The 15,838-nt window shown below is 73.9% G+C and carries 18 protein-coding genes; 10 read left to right on the forward strand and 8 right to left on the reverse strand.

What is annotated here, in order from left to right; translation table 11 throughout:
• Positions 1-12: 12 nt before the first annotated feature.
• Entirely contained in the window at positions 13-753 is a 741-nt protein-coding gene (locus ACFY6U_RS04230; protein WP_390034980.1) for an SDR family oxidoreductase, read from the reverse strand.
• Complete coding sequence (locus ACFY6U_RS04235; RefSeq protein WP_390034981.1) at positions 750-1,253, reverse strand: cupin domain-containing protein; 504 nt, start codon at positions 1,251-1,253, stop codon at positions 750-752. Before ACFY6U_RS04235 ends, ACFY6U_RS04230 begins: the two co-directional genes overlap by 4 nt.
• Before the next feature lie 83 nt (positions 1,254-1,336).
• Here ACFY6U_RS04235 and ACFY6U_RS04240 point away from each other — a divergent pair, with 83 nt between their 5' ends.
• The gene (locus ACFY6U_RS04240) at positions 1,337-1,684 is read left to right on the forward strand and encodes an ArsR/SmtB family transcription factor (RefSeq protein ID WP_390034982.1); all 348 of its coding nucleotides are present in this window, start codon (positions 1,337-1,339) and stop codon (positions 1,682-1,684) included.
• A gap of 17 nt (positions 1,685-1,701) precedes the next feature.
• On the opposite strand, the gene ACFY6U_RS04245 is transcribed toward ACFY6U_RS04240, so the two are convergent.
• The gene (locus tag ACFY6U_RS04245) at positions 1,702-2,826 is read right to left on the reverse strand and encodes a hydrolase (RefSeq protein WP_390034983.1); all 1,125 of its coding nucleotides are present in this window, start codon (positions 2,824-2,826) and stop codon (positions 1,702-1,704) included.
• 228 nt (positions 2,827-3,054) lie between these two features.
• Here ACFY6U_RS04245 and ACFY6U_RS04250 point away from each other — a divergent pair, with 228 nt between their 5' ends.
• The 4 genes from ACFY6U_RS04250 (at position 3,055) to ACFY6U_RS04265 (ending at position 6,940) form a co-directional block, all read left to right on the forward strand.
• A complete protein-coding gene (locus ACFY6U_RS04250; RefSeq protein ID WP_390034984.1) occupies positions 3,055-4,338 on the forward strand; it encodes a beta-ketoacyl-[acyl-carrier-protein] synthase family protein in 1,284 nt (427 codons plus the stop codon).
• A complete protein-coding gene (locus ACFY6U_RS04255; protein ID WP_390034985.1) occupies positions 4,335-5,597 on the forward strand; it encodes a ketosynthase chain-length factor in 1,263 nt (420 codons plus the stop codon). Before ACFY6U_RS04250 ends, ACFY6U_RS04255 begins: the two co-directional genes overlap by 4 nt.
• An 89-nt stretch (positions 5,598-5,686) precedes the next feature.
• Positions 5,687-5,947, forward strand: a complete 261-nt coding sequence (locus ACFY6U_RS04260) for an acyl carrier protein (protein WP_390035202.1) — start codon at positions 5,687-5,689, stop codon at positions 5,945-5,947.
• 24 nt (positions 5,948-5,971) lie between these two features.
• The gene (locus ACFY6U_RS04265; RefSeq protein ID WP_390034986.1) at positions 5,972-6,940 is read left to right on the forward strand and encodes an aromatase/cyclase; all 969 of its coding nucleotides are present in this window, start codon (positions 5,972-5,974) and stop codon (positions 6,938-6,940) included.
• A gap of 81 nt (positions 6,941-7,021) precedes the next feature.
• On the opposite strand, the gene ACFY6U_RS04270 is transcribed toward ACFY6U_RS04265, so the two are convergent.
• From ACFY6U_RS04270 to ACFY6U_RS04280, 3 genes are all read right to left on the reverse strand, one after another.
• Positions 7,022-7,753 (reverse strand): SDR family NAD(P)-dependent oxidoreductase, encoded by a 732-nt coding sequence (locus ACFY6U_RS04270; RefSeq protein ID WP_390034987.1) that lies wholly within the window; start codon positions 7,751-7,753, stop codon positions 7,022-7,024.
• Positions 7,754-7,908: 155 nt separating this feature from the next.
• Complete coding sequence (locus ACFY6U_RS04275) at positions 7,909-8,745, reverse strand: DUF6081 family protein (RefSeq protein WP_390034988.1); 837 nt, start codon at positions 8,743-8,745, stop codon at positions 7,909-7,911.
• Between the two features lie 81 nt (positions 8,746-8,826).
• The gene (locus tag ACFY6U_RS04280; RefSeq protein ID WP_390034989.1) at positions 8,827-9,612 is read right to left on the reverse strand and encodes an SDR family NAD(P)-dependent oxidoreductase; all 786 of its coding nucleotides are present in this window, start codon (positions 9,610-9,612) and stop codon (positions 8,827-8,829) included.
• A gap of 157 nt (positions 9,613-9,769) precedes the next feature.
• Here ACFY6U_RS04280 and ACFY6U_RS04285 point away from each other — a divergent pair, with 157 nt between their 5' ends.
• From ACFY6U_RS04285 to ACFY6U_RS04295, 3 genes are read left to right on the forward strand one after another with little or no spacing between them, the layout of a single operon-like run.
• On the forward strand, positions 9,770-10,246 hold the full coding sequence (locus ACFY6U_RS04285; protein ID WP_390034990.1) for a nuclear transport factor 2 family protein: 477 nt from the start codon (positions 9,770-9,772) through the stop codon (positions 10,244-10,246).
• 39 nt (positions 10,247-10,285) lie between these two features.
• Positions 10,286-11,623: a hypothetical protein gene (locus ACFY6U_RS04290; protein ID WP_390034991.1), complete on the forward strand. Its 1,338-nt coding sequence runs from the start codon at positions 10,286-10,288 to the stop codon at positions 11,621-11,623.
• Positions 11,620-12,582: a 4'-phosphopantetheinyl transferase family protein gene (locus ACFY6U_RS04295; protein WP_390034992.1), complete on the forward strand. Its 963-nt coding sequence runs from the start codon at positions 11,620-11,622 to the stop codon at positions 12,580-12,582. Before ACFY6U_RS04290 ends, ACFY6U_RS04295 begins: the two co-directional genes overlap by 4 nt.
• Here the strand turns inward: ACFY6U_RS04295 and ACFY6U_RS04300 are convergent.
• Positions 12,476-13,270, reverse strand: a complete 795-nt coding sequence (locus ACFY6U_RS04300) for a BTAD domain-containing putative transcriptional regulator (protein WP_390034993.1) — start codon at positions 13,268-13,270, stop codon at positions 12,476-12,478. The two genes, ACFY6U_RS04295 and ACFY6U_RS04300, sit on opposite strands and share 107 nt — an antisense overlap.
• A gap of 231 nt (positions 13,271-13,501) precedes the next feature.
• Between ACFY6U_RS04300 and ACFY6U_RS04305 the strand changes: the two genes are divergently transcribed.
• Positions 13,502-14,131, forward strand: a complete 630-nt coding sequence (locus ACFY6U_RS04305) for a hypothetical protein (RefSeq protein ID WP_390034994.1) — start codon at positions 13,502-13,504, stop codon at positions 14,129-14,131.
• Between the two features lie 36 nt (positions 14,132-14,167).
• Here the strand turns inward: ACFY6U_RS04305 and ACFY6U_RS04310 are convergent, their stop codons facing one another.
• A complete protein-coding gene (locus tag ACFY6U_RS04310) occupies positions 14,168-14,803 on the reverse strand; it encodes a response regulator transcription factor (RefSeq protein ID WP_351498608.1) in 636 nt (211 codons plus the stop codon).
• A 106-nt stretch (positions 14,804-14,909) separates the two neighbouring features.
• On the opposite strand from ACFY6U_RS04310, the gene ACFY6U_RS04315 reads away from it, so the two are divergent.
• Positions 14,910-15,833, forward strand: coding sequence for an MBL fold metallo-hydrolase (locus tag ACFY6U_RS04315; RefSeq protein WP_390034995.1), 924 nt, complete (start codon positions 14,910-14,912; stop codon positions 15,831-15,833).
• Positions 15,834-15,838 lie beyond the last annotated feature (5 nt).

Raw genomic sequence — 15,838 nt, forward strand, 5'->3', positions numbered from 1 at the left:
AAGAGGGCTGGTTCACCACGGCACGGGGCCCTGGGCCGACTGGAAGGTCCCGGTCGGGCCGTCGTCCGGCAGCAGGGCCAGCCGCAGGACGGCCTCCGCGGCGTCCGCGGGCGAGCCCGGACCGGAGTGGCCGTTGAGGTCGGTGGCGACATAGCCCGGTTCCACGGCGTTGACCTTGATGCCGTCGGGGCGCAGGGCGTGGGCGTACTGCAGCGTGACGGCGTTCAGGGCGGCCTTGGACGTGCCGTACGCCAGCAGCTGGTAGGGCGCGAGGCGTTCGGGCTGCTGGGCGTTGACGGTCTGGGAGCCGAGGCTGCTGGAGAGGTTGACGACGCGCGGGGCCGGAGAGCGGCGCAGCAGCGGGAGCAGTGCGGTGGTGACGGTGACCACGCCGAAGACGTTGACCTCGTAGGTGCGGCGCAGGTGGTCGGCGGTGGCCTCGGGGACGGGGATGCCCGCGTCGAGCAGCACGCCCGCGTTGTTGACGAGGAGGTCGAGCCTTCCGGCCGTCTCCTCGACGGCGGCCGCGGCGGCCTTCGCGGAGTCGGGGTCGGTGACGTCGAGCCGGACGTACCGGACGTCGGCGCCCTCGTCCGTGAGGGCGGCGGCCGCGGCCCGTCCGCGTTCCCTGTCGCGGGCGGCGAGGAAGACCGTGGTGCCGAGGGCGCCGAGGCGGCGGACGGTGTGCAGGCCGATGCCCTTGTTGGCGCCGGTGACCAGGGCGACGGAGGGGATACGGGCAGCCGGGGTCATCGGGTTCCTCCCACCCGGGTCGCGGGCGGCTGTTCGAGGTGGACGGTGTCGTGGGCCTCGACGAGTTCGGCGATGCGCCCGCGGTCGGCGGGGCCCGGCCCGGCGAGCAGGTCGGCCAGGCCCTCGAACATCAGCTCGGCGCCGCCGGGTGTGGTGACGAAGAGCATCCGGCCCTCGGCGTCGCCGACGTTGCGGAAGCCGTGTCCGATGCCGCGGGGGGCGTAGACGACGCCTCCGGGAGCGGTGCGATGGAGGCTCTCGCCGACCTGGATGTCGTAGCAGCCCTCCAGGACGTAGAAGGCCTTGTCCGTGTGGCGGTGGTAGTGGAAGGGCGGGCCGCTGCCGGGAGGTGTGGTGACCTCGAAGAGGGAGAACAGGCCGCGGGTGTCGGCGCCGCGCAGCAGGAACCTGCCGCGTTCGACGGTCCACTCGACGCAGGGGGTCTCCTCTGTCACCACGAACTTGGGAGATGCGGGCAGGGAGTTGTGGGTGGCGGTCATGATGCTCCCGCAAGACTTCGAACTTCGTCGAACATTACGATGATGTTGGAACACTGCGGCGAGGCGGAGTTATGCTCGCGTCCATGAGCGATGTGGTGTTCCATCCGCCGGTGGAGGAGCTGGTCCTGACGAAGGTGCTCGCCGCCCTCGCCGAACCGGCCCGGTTGGCGATCGTGCGTGCCATCGCCCGTACCGGGGAGACCGGGGTGTCGTGCACCCAGATCCAGCAGGACGCGGGGATCGAGATCGGCAAGTCGACGATGTCGCACCACCAGCGCGTGCTGCGGGAGTCCGGGGTGACCCGCACCCGCATCGAAGGCTCCCGGCGGATGCTGACCCTGCGCCGCACCGACCTGGAACGCCGCTTCCCCGGCCTGCTCGACGCGGTGCTCACCGACAGCGACACGGTCGTCGGGGCGGCCGCCCTCTGAGGCACGCGGGCGGCCGGTCACGGGGACTCCAGCCGCAGCGCCGCGTAGGCGCGGGCGGCCGGTTCCCAGCGCAGCACCGCGTGACCGGCCGCCGCGTGGACGTCCCGCCAGTAGCGCTGCAACGGCTCGCTCTCCTGCTGCGCCCGGGTACCGGACGAGCGCAGCAGCCCGTCCACGGCCGCCACCAGGAGGTCGACCGCCAGCGCGTGGTCCCGCTGCGCGCGGGCCGTCGCGGCGGCGTCGGGACGGCCCTCGTCGGCGTCGGCGGCGGCCCGCGTCAGCAGCAGCCGCGCGGCGTCCGTCTCCCCCGCCGCCCGGGCCAGCGCCAGCTCCTCGGTGGCGGTGGTCTCCCCTGACATGCCGAGTCCGCCGGCCCGGGCCGCGCGCCGGGCGGCCTGGCTCGCGGTCCAGGCCGTCAGGGCACCGTCCAGCGCGCCGAGCGCGGGCGCCGCGAAGGACAGTCCGCTCACGCTCTTCAGCGGCACCCGGTGGCAGTGCGCGTCCGACGCCTCGGCCCGCCCGGCCAGCAGGGTCTCCCGGGCGAAGCTGTGCCCGTACGGCACGAAGACCGGCTCGGCCAGCACCAGCGTGTCGCTGCCGGTGCCGCGCATGCCGACGGTGAACCAGGTGCGCTCGATCTCGTAGGCGGAGCGCGGGACCAGCAGGAAGCGCACCTCCCGGCGGTCGCCGTCCACCGGGACCGGGCAGCACAGCAGGGCGTGGTCCGCGTGGTCGATGCCGCTGACGAACGCCCAGCGACCGCTCAGCAGCCAGCCGCCGGCGACCGCCGTGGCCTCGCCGCCGGGCAGCAGTGCGCCGACCACCAGGGCGTCCGGGTTCCCGGCCCACACCGCACGCTGCCCGGCCTCCGGCAGAAAGCCGGCCATCCGGCCGAGCGAGGCGGCGATCGACGCCACCCAGGCGGCGGAGGGGTCCGCCACGGCGACCTCGGCCGTGGTGTCGAGGAACCGTCGGAACGTGCCCTGTGTGCCGCCCCAGCGGGCCGGCACGAAGTGACGCGCGAAGCCGGCCTCGCGCACGGCGTGCACCACCTCCGGCGTCGGCCGCCGGTCGGCCTCCGCCTTGTCTGCGTGGTCCGCGGCGAGAGCGACGAGACGCTCCGCTGGGTTGGGGCCGGGCATGCGGCACACCTCCTTGTGAGGACGGGGCGCCAGCGTGTGCGTCCGGGCTCGAAGCGGGCTCGACCGCCGCTAGGGCCCGGTGGACGGGATGCGAGCCCCACCCCGTTTCGAGCCGCTCTCAAGGGTGGGGCCGCAGCCTGACCTGGCCCGGGGACCGCCCGGCGCCGGCGAGTGAAAGGAAGACGACGCGATGCCCTTGTCCGACCTCAGGCGCACAGGAGGTGTGCGGTGACCCGGCGTGTGGTGCTCACCGGCATCGGGGTGCGTGCACCGGGCGGTTCCGGAACGAAGGAGTTCTGGGACCTGCTGACCGCGGGCCGTACGGCCACCCGGCGCATCTCCTTCTTCGACCCGTCCCCGTTCCGCTCGCAGGTCGCCGGTGAAGTCGACTTCGATGCCCGTGCCGAGGGGTTCACGCCCCGCGAACTGCGGCGCATGGACCGCGCCACCCAGTTCGCGGTCGCCTGTACCCGTGACGCCCTCGCCGACAGCGGTCTGGAGCCGGGCTCGGCGCAGCCCGGCCACCCCGAGCCGCACCGCGTCGGCGTCAGCCTGGGCAGCGCCGTCGCCTCCGCGACCAGCCTGGAGCGCGAGTACCTGGTGATGTCCGGGGGCGGCCAGGAGTGGGTCGTCGACCCGGGCTATCTGTCGCCCCACATGTTCGACTACCTCAGCCCGGGCGTGATGCCCGCGGAGATCGCCTGGGCGGCGGGCGCCGAAGGCCCGGTGACGATGGTCTCCGACGGCTGCACCTCGGGCCTCGACGCGGTGGGGTACGCGGCCCAGCTGATCCGCGAGGGCAGCGTGGACGTGATGGTCGCGGGCGCCGCCGACACCCCCATCTCGCCGATCGTCGTGGCCTGCTTCGACGCGATCAAGGCGACCACGACCCGCAACGACGACCCCGAACACGCCTCGCGCCCCTTCGACGGCTCCCGCAACGGCTTCGTGCTCGCCGAGGGCGCCGCCATGTTCGTCCTGGAGGAGTACGAGTCCGCCCGGGCCCGCGGCGCGCACGTCTACGCCGAGATCACCGGCTATGCGACGCGCTCGAACGCGTACCACATGACCGGTCTGAAGAAGGACGGCCGGGAGATGGCCGAGGCGATCCGGGTGGCCCTCGGGCAGGCCCGTACCGACGCCACCTCCGTCGACTACGTCAACGCGCACGGCTCGGGAACCAAGCAGAACGACCGGCACGAGACGGCCGCCTTCAAGCGGAGCCTCGGGCAGCACGCGTACGACGTGCCGGTCAGTTCCATCAAGTCGATGGTCGGCCACTCGCTGGGCGCCATCGGGTCGATCGAGATCGCCGCCTGCGCCCTGGCGATCGAGCACGGCGTCGTCCCGCCGACGGCGAACCTGCACACCGCCGACCCCGAGTGCGACCTCGACTACGTCCCGCTCACCGCGCGGGAGCGGCGGCTGGACACGGTGCTGACCGTGGGCAGCGGCTTCGGCGGCTTCCAGAGCGCCATGGTGCTGCAGCGTCCGGAAGGAGCCCGCGCATGACCGCGACCACCGTCGAGGTCCCCGCCGTCCGCGCCCCGGCCACCCGGGCCGTCGTCACCGGCCTCGGGGTCACCGCCCCCAACGGGCTGGGCACGGAGGCGTACTGGAAGGCCGTGCTGGCGGGCGTCAACGGGATCAGGGAGCTCGGCCGGTTCGACACCAGCCGGTTCCCGTCCCGGCTGGCCGGCGAGATCACCGACTTCCGGGCCGAGGACCACCTGCCCGGGCGGCTGCTCCCGCAGACGGATCTGTCGACCCGGCTGGCGCTCGCCGCCTCCGACTGGGCGCTGGCCGACGCGGACGTGACGCCGGAGACGCTCACCGACTACGCCAAGGGCGTGGTGACGTCGAACGCCACCGGCGGGTTCGCGTTCACCCACCAGGAGTTCCGCAAGCTGTGGACCCGTGGGCCCGAACACGTCAGCGTCTACGAGTCGTTCGCCTGGTTCTACGCGGTCAACACCGGGCAGATCTCGATCCGCAACACCATGCGCGGGCCGAGCGCCGCCCTGGTCGGCGAGCAGGCCGGAGGTCTCGACGCTCTCGGACACGCGCGGCGCACCGTACGGCAGGGCACCGACCTGGTCGTCGCGGGCGGCGTCGACTCGGCGCTCGACCCGTGGGGCTACGCCTCGCAACTCGCGGGCGGCCGGGTGACCACGGTCGCGGATCGGGACCGGGCGTATCTGCCGTTCGACGCGCGGGCCGCCGGCTACGTGCCGGGCGAGGGCGGGGCGATCCTGGTCGTGGAGAACCCGGAGACCGCCCGGGAGCGCGGGGTGGGGCGGGTGTACGGCGAGATCGCGGGCTACGCGGCCACGTTCGACCCGGCACCGGGCTCCGGCCGGCCGCCGCGGCTGCGCCGGGCCGTCGAACTCGCCCTCGCGGACGCGGGGGTGACGCCCGGCGAGGTCGACGCGGTGTTCGCCGACGCGGCCGGCATCCCCGAACTCGACCTGGCCGAGGCCGAGGCGCTGGCCGGCGTCTTCGGCCCCGGCTGCGTCCCGGTCACCGCTCCCAAGTCGCTCACCGGGCGCCTGTACGCGGGAGGCGGTCCGCTCGACGTGGTGGCGGCCCTGCTCGCCATCCGCGACGGAGTGCTGCCCGCGACCGCCGGGACCACCGAGGTACCCGAGCGCTACGGCCTCGACCTGGTCCTCGGCGAGCCCCGCGAACTGCCCGTCCGCACCGCCCTGGTGCTCGCGCGGGGCCGCTGGGGCTTCAACGCGGCCCTCGTGGTCCGCGCGACCGGGCTCTGAGCACGCCCGCGCACCGCGACGGGTCCGCCCGCCCGTCGTTCCTGCCCGCACGTGACATCTCACCACCCATGACACGAAGGCGAGTTCACATCGTGAAGATCATGACCCTGGACGATCTGCGCCGCATCCTGCGCGAGTGCGCCGGCTTCGACGAGGGCCTGGCGGACGACGCGGCCGCGCTCGACGCGGCCTTCGAGGACCTGGGCTACGACTCCCTCGCCCTGATGGAGAGCGCGGCCCGCATCCAGAAGGAGTTCGGCGTGGTCATACCCGACGACGAGATCACCGAGGTGGAGACCCCGCGGGCGCTCCTCGGCCTGGTCAACGGCAGCCTGACCGCGGCCGCCTGAGCGGGCCGGCGAGGAGAGAACGCCATGACGGAGCAACGTCTTCACCACACCGAGCACACCCTGACCGTGGACGCGCCGGCCGCCGAGCTCTACGGCCTGGCGGCCGACGTCACCCGCTGGCCCGCCCTGTTCGGGCCGAGCGTGCACGTGCAGCACCAGTTGCGCGAGGAGCGGGCCGAGCGGTTCGAGCTGTGGGCCGTCGTCAACGGCGAGGTCGGCAGCTGGGTCTCGCAGCGGACCCTGGACCCCGACCGGCTGCGCGTGACCTTCGCCCAGGTCCGCAGCCGGGCCCCGATCGCCTCGATGCGCGGCGAGTGGCTGTTCCGCAGGCTGTCGCCGACGCGCACGGAGATCGTGCTCCGGCACACCTTCTCCGCCGTCGACGACGACCCGCAGTCCGTGGCGTGGATCCTGCAGGGACTGGACCGCAACAGCCCCGAGGAGCTGGCCGCGCTGGCCCGGCTCGCGCTGTACGGGCACCCGGTGGACGACCTCGTGTTCTCCTTCACGGACACCGTCCGCCTCACCGGGCCGGCGGCGGACGCCTACACGTTCGTCCACCGGGCCGACCGGTGGGCCCGGCTGCTGCCGCACGTGGGCCGGGTCCGGCTCGCCGAGCCCTCACCGGGGGTGCAGGAGCTGGAGATGGACACGGTGACCTCGGACGGCTCGGCGCACACCACGCGCTCGCTGCGGGTGTGCCGGACCGGCGAGTGGATCGCGTACAAGCAGCTGATCACGCCTCGGCTGCTGCTGGGGCACAGCGGCCTGTGGACCTTCGCCGACGGGCCCGGCGGCCCGGTGGTGACCGCCCGTCACACCGTGGCGCTCGACCCGGAGGCCGTGTCCGAGGTGCTCGGTGAGCACGCCACGCTCGCCGAGGCCCGGGAGTACCTGCGCGACGCCCTGGGGCGCAACAGCCGTACGACGATCGAGCACGCCGACGCGTTCGCGGCGGGCCGCCGCAAGCGGGCCGTGGCGCGTACCGCCTGAGGCGGCCCCTGCCGGGAAGGCGAAGGCCCGGTGGTCCGAAGGAGGACCGCCGGGCCTTCGCCGTGTGCGCTCGCGCACGGGTCACAGCAGGTGCGCGCCGCCGTCCACGGACAGGACCGCGCCGGTCGTGTAGGGCGACTCGATCAGCCCGTGCACGGACGCGGCGACGTCCTCGGGGGTGCCCACCCGGCGCAGCGGGGTGTTCTCCCGCACGTGCTCGGCGATCGCCGTGAAGTCCTTGGTCCACGGCGTCTCGATGAGCCCGGGCGCCACGGCGTTGACCCGGACCTGCGGTCCCGCGGTGTTGGCCAGCAGCCGGGTCATGTGCTCGATCGCGGCCTTGCTCACGGCGTACGGGACGGAGCTGCCCGCGGGCCTGCTGCCCGCCACGGAGGAGATGTTGACGACCACACCGTCGGCGGACTCACGCAGGTGCGGCATGGCTGCCACCGTGGTCGTCCAGGTGCCGATGACGTTCAGGTCGAGGATCTCGCGCCAGACGCCCGCGTGGGCCGCCTCCAGGTCCGAGTGCGGGATCACCCTGGTGGTGCCCGCGTTGTTGACCAGGATGTCGAGCCGGCCGTACCCGGCGACCGCCTCGGCGACCAGCCGGCGCGCCTCGCCCTCGTCCGAGATGTCGGCCTGGATGTACGTCGCCTCGGGCAGCGATCCGGCGAACCGGCGCCCGGCGTCCGCGGAACGCGCCGAGTTGATCACCACGCGGATCCCCGCGGCGGCCAGCCGTACGGCCACCGCGGCGCCGATGCCGGAGGTGGATCCCGTCACGAGGGCCACGCGCTTGTCGTCGGTCATGCTGTGAACTCCTTCGGGTGGATGCGGGGTGGATACGCCGGAGCGCACCGCCGGACCGGATCGCGGCCCGGCGGTGCGCTCGGGAGGAGGCCCCCCGGTCGGGGGGCGCGGCGGCCGGGCGCCGGGGATGGACGACCGGCCGCTCGTCGTGGGGGTCAGCGGGACGTGCTGTGGACGGCGACCCGGCGCACGCCCAGGCGGATGCCCTGGCCGTGCACGGACGCGGCCATGGTGGTCAGCCCGACGGCGAGCTGGCGCGGGGCGGCCGCGCGTTCCTCGCCGGGCAGCTCCCACAGCACGAAGGCTCCGTCGAACTGCTGGTGGCCCAGGTCGCCCACGGTGAGCGTGTGCCGCCCGTCGACCACCCAGCGGACGGTGCCCGCCGCCGGGTCGTGGGTCAGGGCGCAGTGGTGCGGGCGGCCGGGCCGTACGTCGCACAGCGGCACGGCGACGGAGAACGCGCGCTCGTCGCGGCCCGCCCGGGGCAGCCGTTCGTACAGCGCGTACACGGCGCTGCCGGTGAGGCAGAAGTCGAAGACCATGCCGGTCTCGCGGTCGAAGGTCATCAGTGCCCCCGCTCCGCGCCCGACGTCCCCGGCCGGATCCGCGGCGGCGCCCGACGCGGGTGCGCCCCAGGTGCCGTAGGCGCGTACCGCGAGCTCGGCCTCGACGGTCAGGGTCCGCTCCGGCGAGACGTCGAAGCCGGCGAAGCCGGTGGACGCGGTCGTCTCCAGGTAGGCGGTCCAGCGCAGGAAGGCGTCCGGCGGTTCGGGGCCCTCGGACGGGGTGAACGCCGGTTCCCCGGTGCCCGGATGGACGCTCCTCGGCACGATCACCACACCGTCCTCGCCGCGCCCGACGACTCCGTCGCCGCCCGCCCCGATGTGGGTGTCGCGCAGCCGCCAGGACGCGCCGGGGCCGGTGTGGTCCAGCCCGTGGGCGAAGTCGTCGACGAAGTGCACCCGCCGCGGGGTGCCGGTCTGCACGGTCATGGGTGCCGTACCTCTCTTCGTGGGTTGTGCCGGGCCGTTCGCGGGATCGGGGCGCGGCGCCCGGGGCTGCCCGGGCGGGGCTCAGTAGTTGCCCAGGCCGCCGCAGACGTTCAGGGCCTGCGCGGTGACGGCTGCCGCGTCGTCGCCGACCAGGTACTCGACCATCGCGGCGACCTCGCGGGTCTCCACATAGCGGCCCAGCGGCACCCGGCCGGTGATGCGGTCGAAGGTCTCCTCCTCGCTGACCTGCCAGATCCCGGCGTAGTGGGTGCGCACCCGTTCGGCCATGGGCGTCTCGACGAAGCCGGGGCAGACGGCGTTGACGGTGATGCCGGTACGGGCCAGTTCCAGGCCCAGCGCCTTGGTGAAGCCGACCACGCCGTGCTTGGAGGCGGAGTAGGGGGCGGCGTGCACGACGCCCTGCTTGCCGCCGGTGGAGGCGATGTTGACGATCCGGCCGCGCTCCTTCGCGAGCATCCCGCCGGTGGTCAGGACCTCCTTCGTCATCAGGAAGACGCTGTTGAGGTTGGTGTTGACGACGTCGAACCACAGCTCGTCGGGGATTTCGTGGGTGGCGCCGCCGCCGCTGCGGCCGGCGTTGTTCACGAGGATGTCCACCGGTCCGTAGCGCTCCACCGCGGCGCGCACGAAGGCGCGGATCTGCGCGGGGTCGGACACGTCGCACACCGTGCCGTCGGCGTCGTAGCCCTGCTCCTGAAGCGACTTGACGGTCTCGGTCAGCTGCTCCTGGCCGCGGGCACACAGGTACACGCGGGCGCCGAGACCGGCGAGTCGGCTCGCCACCTCCAGGCCGATCCCGCTGGTCGCGCCGGTGACCAGGGCCACCGGCCGCGCGGACTCACTCATGCTGCCTCCTCGTGTGCGGTCTGCGGTCCGAGCCTGCGCAGGTGTTCTCGAAGGGGGCTCGAAGCGGCCTTGACCGCCGTTCCTCGAGCCGGGTTCTAGGGGCGGGGGCGAACGTGAGTGGCCGTTCGTGCCCACCACTTGCCTCCGGGAGACAGCCATGACCAGCACGGAGACCGCCATGACCAGCGGCCACTCGCCGGCCGAGCGGGCCGCGCGGGTGACGCCGGAGCTGTACGCACGCGTGCAGCACTTCTACGCCCATCAGATGCAGGCACTCGACTCGCTGCGGTTCGAGGACTATGCGGCGACCTTCACCGAGGACGGCACCTTCCAGCACTCGCCCGGCGTGGAACCGGCGCGCACCCGGCCCGGGATCGTGGCCGAACTGGTCGAGTTCCACAAGCGGTTCGACGGCGACCCGGTGCAGCGGCGGCACTGGTTCGGACACGTCGCGCTGGTACCGGGCCCGGACGGCGAGCTCCTGTCCACCACCTACGCCCTCGTGGTCACCGTCCGTCCCGGCGGCAAGCCGGAGATCGCCCCGAGCTGCGTCGTGCACGACGTACTGGTCGAGACGGAAGACGGCACGATCCGCACCCGCTCGCGGCGGATCACACACGACCAGATGTTCTGAGGAGGAGGCCCGGTGCGGCCCGGAGGGCGGGGACGGGGTGTGAGGGTGGAGGCCGGGCCGGAGCGGCCGGAACCGGTCTCGGTGGGTTCCGGGGGCGGGCCGGTACGGGTCGGCGTCCCGGCCCGGTGGGTACGCGCGGTGGCGCGGCGGGACGGCCGCGCGGCCGTCACCCGGGGCGTCGGTCCCGCCGTCGCGCTCGCCGCCGTGGAGGAGCACGGCACGCCGGAGCAGCGCGCGATCGCGACCCGGGCCGTCCTCGCGGGCGGCCGCCTCACGCTGCTCCTGCCCGAGGCACCGGTGGGCGGAAGCGATCTCGAGGGAACCGCCGGGTATGTGGAGTTCGCCCCGGCCGGGCCCGCCCTCGCGGGCGCCTCGCTCACGGCGCGCCTGGTGGTCCGCGGCGCCGCGGAGGGCTCCTTCCTGGGGGCGCCGGAGCACGGTGCCCAGGTGTTGCTGGACGCTCTGCGTTTCGGCTGGCCCTTGTTCGTGTCGGCGGGCATCGGCACCGCCGACACCGTGCTCCGCGAGGTCGTCGACGCCGCCGGGGCCGCCGGTGTGCGTCCGCTGGAGTCCTCGCTCACCCGGCGTGCGGTGACGGCCGCTTTCCTCGAACTGCTCGTCGTGGACTGCCTGGTGACGACGGCCGAACGCGCCCTGGAGCTCGCGCCGGCGCAGGCGACGGCGCTGTCGGCCGTGGCCGGACATCTGGGGCCGCGGCTGCTGCGGGACGGCGCCGAGGGCCTCGTACCGGTGCTGGGCCGGCACGCCCACACCGCGTACGGCGCGTTCGGCACGATACGCGCCCGGCTGCGGGGGCTCGCCGCGCCGTCGCGCCACGGGCCGGGAAGTCTGGGTGTGCTCACCGCGCTGTCGGCCCGCGGGGAGCACCACGCGGCCGTTCTGCCGGAGGCCGTGCACGCGCCGGACGGCCCGCCGACTCCGCCGGGGGTCCGACCGGTCACGGCCCCCGCAGCCTGGTTCGATCCGCGGTTGCCCGCCGAGGGCCTGTCCGGCCCGCTCGGCGCACTCGTACGGCTGCTGGCCCGCGAAGCCTCCGTGGTACGCGCGGAGTTCGCCGGCGCGCGGGCATTGGGGTCCGCACCGGCCCTGCGCGCGGCCGCCGACCGCTACGCCCTGCTGCACGCGGCGGCCTGCTGCCTCGGCGTGGCACGCAACGCGCCCCCGGGCTTCCTCGCCGACCCGGCGTGGCTCACCGCCGCCCTGGCCCGTATCGCGCACCGCCTCGCCCTCCCCCCGGCGCCCGGCAGCGGCCGACGGGACGACACCGTCCTCCAGGAGGTCCTGACCCGGTGCCGCGACGACACGACCCTCGACCTGTACGCCTCCCCTCTGTCCGGCACCGGGAGGCGGCCGTGACCGGCGACCGCACGCACGCCGGCACCGCCGCGCACCCCGGGGCCGCGGTCGCCGCCGGGCCCGTGCCGGGGCCGGCCCGAGTCGCCGGGCCGGACGCCCCGTGGGAGGAACTCGGCGCCGCCCTCGAAAGGTTCGGGCATACCGTGCTGTGGAGCCGGACACCGGACTGGCAGGTCGGGGACGAGCGCGAACTCGGACTTTCCCAGCGGGAGTTCACGCGGGCCGCAGCGCTGTCCGGGCGCAGGCGGCCGGCGTTCGTGACCTCCCGGCTGCTGCTGCGCCACGCCGCGGCGCACGCGCTCGGTGCCGCGCCCGCGGACATCGACGTGGCGCGCGCGCCGGAGGGCCGGCCCTTCCTGCGCGGCTGCGAGGAGCTCGACGTGAGCGTGAGTCACACCGGCGACCTGGCCGTGGTCGCGCTGAGCCGCTCAGGACGGGTCGGCGTCGATGTGGAGTCCGCGACGCGCCCGGTCGCCGGACTCGGCGCCGAGGTCCTGACGGCGCACGAACTGGCGGCGCTGGCCCAGCTGCCGGACCCGCACCGCGCCCGGGCCCTGCTGCGCCTGTGGACCCTCAAGGAGGCCTACGCCAAGGCCCTGGGCCACGGCCTCAGACTGCCCTTCGCGTCCTTCGGGTTCGCCCCGCTCCCCCAGGAGCGGGCCACCGCGTCCGCGTCCGCGGACGCGGACGGCCCCGTTCGGCTGGTCACCGCCGACGGGGCTCTCGTCGATGCACCGGGCTGGCGGTTCCGTACCCGCGGTGTGGCCGGTGATCACCTGCTGGCCCTGGCCCTCGGGCCCGGTCCGCACCCGTCGTCACCGGGGCTCGACGCCGCCCTGGCCGCGGCCGTGCTCAGTGCGCCGCGGCCAGCGGCGGTTCGAGGGACGGGTCCGCGGACAGCATCGCCCGGTACAGCCGCTGCAGCCGCGGCGACGGCTCGATCCCGAGCTCCTCGATGAGCGTGCCGCGCATCCGCTGGAACGCCTCCAGCGCCCGCCAGGCGTTGCCCGAGCGGTACAGCGCCAGCATGAACTGGGCGCACAGGCTCTCCTTCATGGGATACCTGGCCGCCAGCATCCCCAGCTCGGACAGCAGCGCCGCGTGCCGCCCCAGCCGCAGATCCGCCTCGATGCGCTGTTCGAGGACCCGCAGCCGGGACTCCTCCATGCCGATCAGCTCGACGGACAGCACCTCGCCGGTGGGCACGTCCACCAGGCCGGGACCGCGCCACAGTTCGAGCGCCCCGGCCAGCAGCACCGACGCGGCCGCCGCGTCCCCGGCCTCCAGCTCCTCCCCGCCCCGGGCCGCCTTGTGCTCGAACTCGGCGAAGTCGGAGCACAACTCGGCGGCGTCCAGGCGGTAACCGCCGTAGCAGGTCCTCAGTACGTCCTTGGCGCCACGGCCCGCATCGCGACCGAGCGCCGACGCTATCTTGCGGCGCAGCTGGAGTATGTAGGTCTGCAGCGTGGTGGTCGCGCTGCGCGGCAGCTGGTCGCCCCAGATCTCCTCCATCAGCACGGGCGCCGGCACGACACGGCCCGCGCGCAGGGCGAGCAGTGCGAGGATCTGCCGGGGTTTGCCGGCGCTGGGCACGATCGACACACCGTGCTCCTGGACGAGCAACGGGCCAAGGACCTTGATCTCCACGTGGATCTCCCCTGTTCTCCTGACGGACCTGTGAGGTCGGGCGTCCGGAAACGCATCCATCTTGCCGGGAGCCTCGCACCGATCGGCATCCCGGCCGTAGACCGTTCCTCATGATCTGCGACGGGAATTGCTCATATGAGGAATTCACACCCGGAGGCTGAACGGCTCACTGCCCCCGCGGCACGCTCTGATCCACACTCGTCGGACTTGGGCGCCCGACTAGGAGATGACATGCCCGACATCACCGAGACCCGGACGTCCGACGCCTTGACGCTCCCCCTGTGGTCCCTGCTCGACGAGGTCGTCGTGGAGGGCCGCGCCGACGGGTCCGTCGTGCTGCGCCGCGGCACGGAGGTCAGGAGCCTGTACCGGCCCGGGCTGCTGGTGCGCAACGCGCTGGACCGGATGACACTGGGGCCGGTGCGGCTGGACAACCTCACCGGAGTGCCGGTGCGGCCGGGCGACAGCGGCAGCTGCGGCGAAGTGGCCGAACTGATGTGGTCGTTGCGGTGCATCGCGGAACTCGTGGTGCACACCCTGGGCTACGACGACCCGCGCGGCCCGCTGCTGTCCGTGTACTGCTCGGCCGGTTCCGCCGCGTTCCGTCCGGCGCGGCCGTCCGGCGAGGTCCGGGTGCGGCTCGCGCCCGGCGTCGTGTGCCGCCGGGAACACGGCGAGCCGGTCCTGGCCTCCCCGCGCTCCGCGCACCGCGTGCGACTGCACCGCCCGGAGGCCACGGCCCTGGTGGCCACTCTGCACCGGCCGCTGGACGTCCGGGAGGCAGCCGCGGCCGTCTCCCTGCGCCGCGACGTGACCGAGGAGATCCTGGCCTACCTGGTGGGTGCCGACGTGGTCTGCTGAACCGGCCCGCGCCCGCCCGGCGGCCACCGGGCCCCGTCAGATGAGCCACCCCGCGTCCCGCGCGATCCGCACGGCGTCGAGGCGGTTGCGTGCGTTGAGCTTGGTCACCGCGGCGGTGATGTAGTTGCGGACGGTGCCCACCGAGAGATGGAGCCGGGCCGCGATCTCCGCCGCCTCCGCGCCCTCGGCGACGAGCCTCAGCACCTCCGACTCCCGTGCCGTCAGCGGGTCCTCCGAGGCGCCCCAGGCGGCCAGGGCGAGCTTGGGGTCGATGACCCGGTGCCCGGCGTGCACCCGGCGCACTCCCTCGGCGAGGTCCCGGGGCGGCGCGTCCTTGAGGAGGAAGCCGGAGACCTGGGCGTCCAGGGCCCGCCGCAGGGTCCCCGGGCGACCGAGGCTGGTGAGGATCAGCACCCGGCACCCGGGCAGTGCCGAGCGCAGCTCGCGCGCGGCCGTCAGACCGTCGACGCCGGGCAGGTCGATGTCGACGATCGCCACGTCGGGCCGCTGCCGCATCGCCTGCGGCACGATCTCGTCCCCTCGCTCCACTTCGCTGACCAGCTCGAAATCCGGTTCCAGACTGAGCAGTGCGGCCAGGGCGCCACGCACCATGTGCATGTCCTCGGCCAACAGTAGTCGTATCTTGCCCGCCTTCATGCTCCCCCATTTCATGATCGCAAGCGTGACCCGAATCCTACTCAAGTCAGTTTTCCGGTCGTACTCGACTGTGCGTGTGCAGTGTGAGGTACCCGACAGTCCACACACGTCTGGAGTTCTGATGACCGCGCCTGTCCAGCGGCTCGCGCCGCCCCGTACGCAGGAGGTCGCCGACCGGGTCTTCGCCTATGTGCAGCCGGACGGTGGGTGGTGTCTGAACAACGCCGGCATCCTGGCCGGGGAGGGGGTGACGGCCCTGGTGGACACCGCGGCGACCGAACGCCGCTCGCTCGCACTGCGGGACGCCGTGCGCTCCGTCACCCCGCACGCTCCGCGCTACGTCGTCAACACCCACTTCCACGGCGACCACACCTTCGGCAACTACGTGTTCACCCCCGGCGCGGTGGTCGTGGGCCACGAACGCACGCGTACGGAGATGACGGAGGCGGGGCTGCACCTGACCGGGCTGTGGCCGGACGTCGAGTGGGGCGACCTGGTGCTCGATCCGCCCTCGGTGACCTACCGGGACCGGTTGACGCTCCATGTGGGCGGGATCGAGGCCGAGCTGGTGCATGTGGGGCCGGCCCACACGACGAACGACACCGTGGTGTGGCTGCCCGCGCAGCGGGTGCTGTTCACCGGCGACCTGGTGATGGCCGGGGTCACCCCGTTCTGCCCGATGGGCTCGGTGGCCGGTTCGCTGGAGGCGATCGTGCGGCTGCGCGGGTTCGGCGCCGAGACCCTGGTCACCGGGCACGGCCCGGTGTGCGGTCCGGAGGTGTTCGACGTCGCCGAGTCGTACCTGCGCTGGGTGCACGAGCTGGCCGTCGAAGGCGACGCGGCGGGCCTGAGCCCGCTGGAGGTGGCACGCGAGACGGACCTGGGCGAGTACGCCGAACTGCTCGACTCCGAGCGTCTGGTGCCGAACCTGCACCGCGCCTACGCCGAGGTGCGCGGTGCCCGGCGCGGCGCACCGATGGACATCGGCGCGCTCTTCGAGGAGATGATCGAGCACCACGGCCGGCTGCCGGCCTGTCACGCCTGACCCGG

The organism is Streptomyces sp. NPDC013157, assembly GCF_042899865.1.
Classification (GTDB): domain Bacteria; phylum Actinomycetota; class Actinomycetes; order Streptomycetales; family Streptomycetaceae; genus Streptomyces.

Bases quoted from the DNA above. Each gene is read 5' to 3' on its own strand.
- ACFY6U_RS04270 (WP_390034987.1), bottom strand. From the start codon at position 7,753: ATGACCGACGACAAGCGCGTGGCCCTCGTGACGGGATCCACCTCCGGC.
- ACFY6U_RS04230 (WP_390034980.1), bottom strand. From the start codon at position 753: ATGACCCCGGCTGCCCGTATCCCCTCCGTCGCCCTGGTCACCGGCGCC.
- ACFY6U_RS04240 (WP_390034982.1), top strand. From the start codon at position 1,337: ATGAGCGATGTGGTGTTCCATCCGCCGGTGGAGGAGCTGGTCCTGACG.
- ACFY6U_RS04315 (WP_390034995.1), top strand. From the start codon at position 14,910: ATGACCGCGCCTGTCCAGCGGCTCGCGCCGCCCCGTACGCAGGAGGTC.
- ACFY6U_RS04280 (WP_390034989.1), bottom strand. From the start codon at position 9,612: ATGAGTGAGTCCGCGCGGCCGGTGGCCCTGGTCACCGGCGCGACCAGC.
- ACFY6U_RS04235 (WP_390034981.1), bottom strand. From the start codon at position 1,253: ATGACCGCCACCCACAACTCCCTGCCCGCATCTCCCAAGTTCGTGGTG.
- ACFY6U_RS04255 (WP_390034985.1), top strand. From the start codon at position 4,335: ATGACCGCGACCACCGTCGAGGTCCCCGCCGTCCGCGCCCCGGCCACC.
- ACFY6U_RS04275 (WP_390034988.1), bottom strand. From the start codon at position 8,745: ATGACCGTGCAGACCGGCACCCCGCGGCGGGTGCACTTCGTCGACGAC.
- ACFY6U_RS04245 (WP_390034983.1), bottom strand. From the start codon at position 2,826: ATGCCCGGCCCCAACCCAGCGGAGCGTCTCGTCGCTCTCGCCGCGGAC.
- ACFY6U_RS04305 (WP_390034994.1), top strand. From the start codon at position 13,502: ATGCCCGACATCACCGAGACCCGGACGTCCGACGCCTTGACGCTCCCC.
- ACFY6U_RS04310 (WP_351498608.1), bottom strand. From the start codon at position 14,803: ATGAAATGGGGGAGCATGAAGGCGGGCAAGATACGACTACTGTTGGCC.
- ACFY6U_RS04265 (WP_390034986.1), top strand. From the start codon at position 5,972: ATGACGGAGCAACGTCTTCACCACACCGAGCACACCCTGACCGTGGAC.
- ACFY6U_RS04285 (WP_390034990.1), top strand. From the start codon at position 9,770: ATGACCAGCACGGAGACCGCCATGACCAGCGGCCACTCGCCGGCCGAG.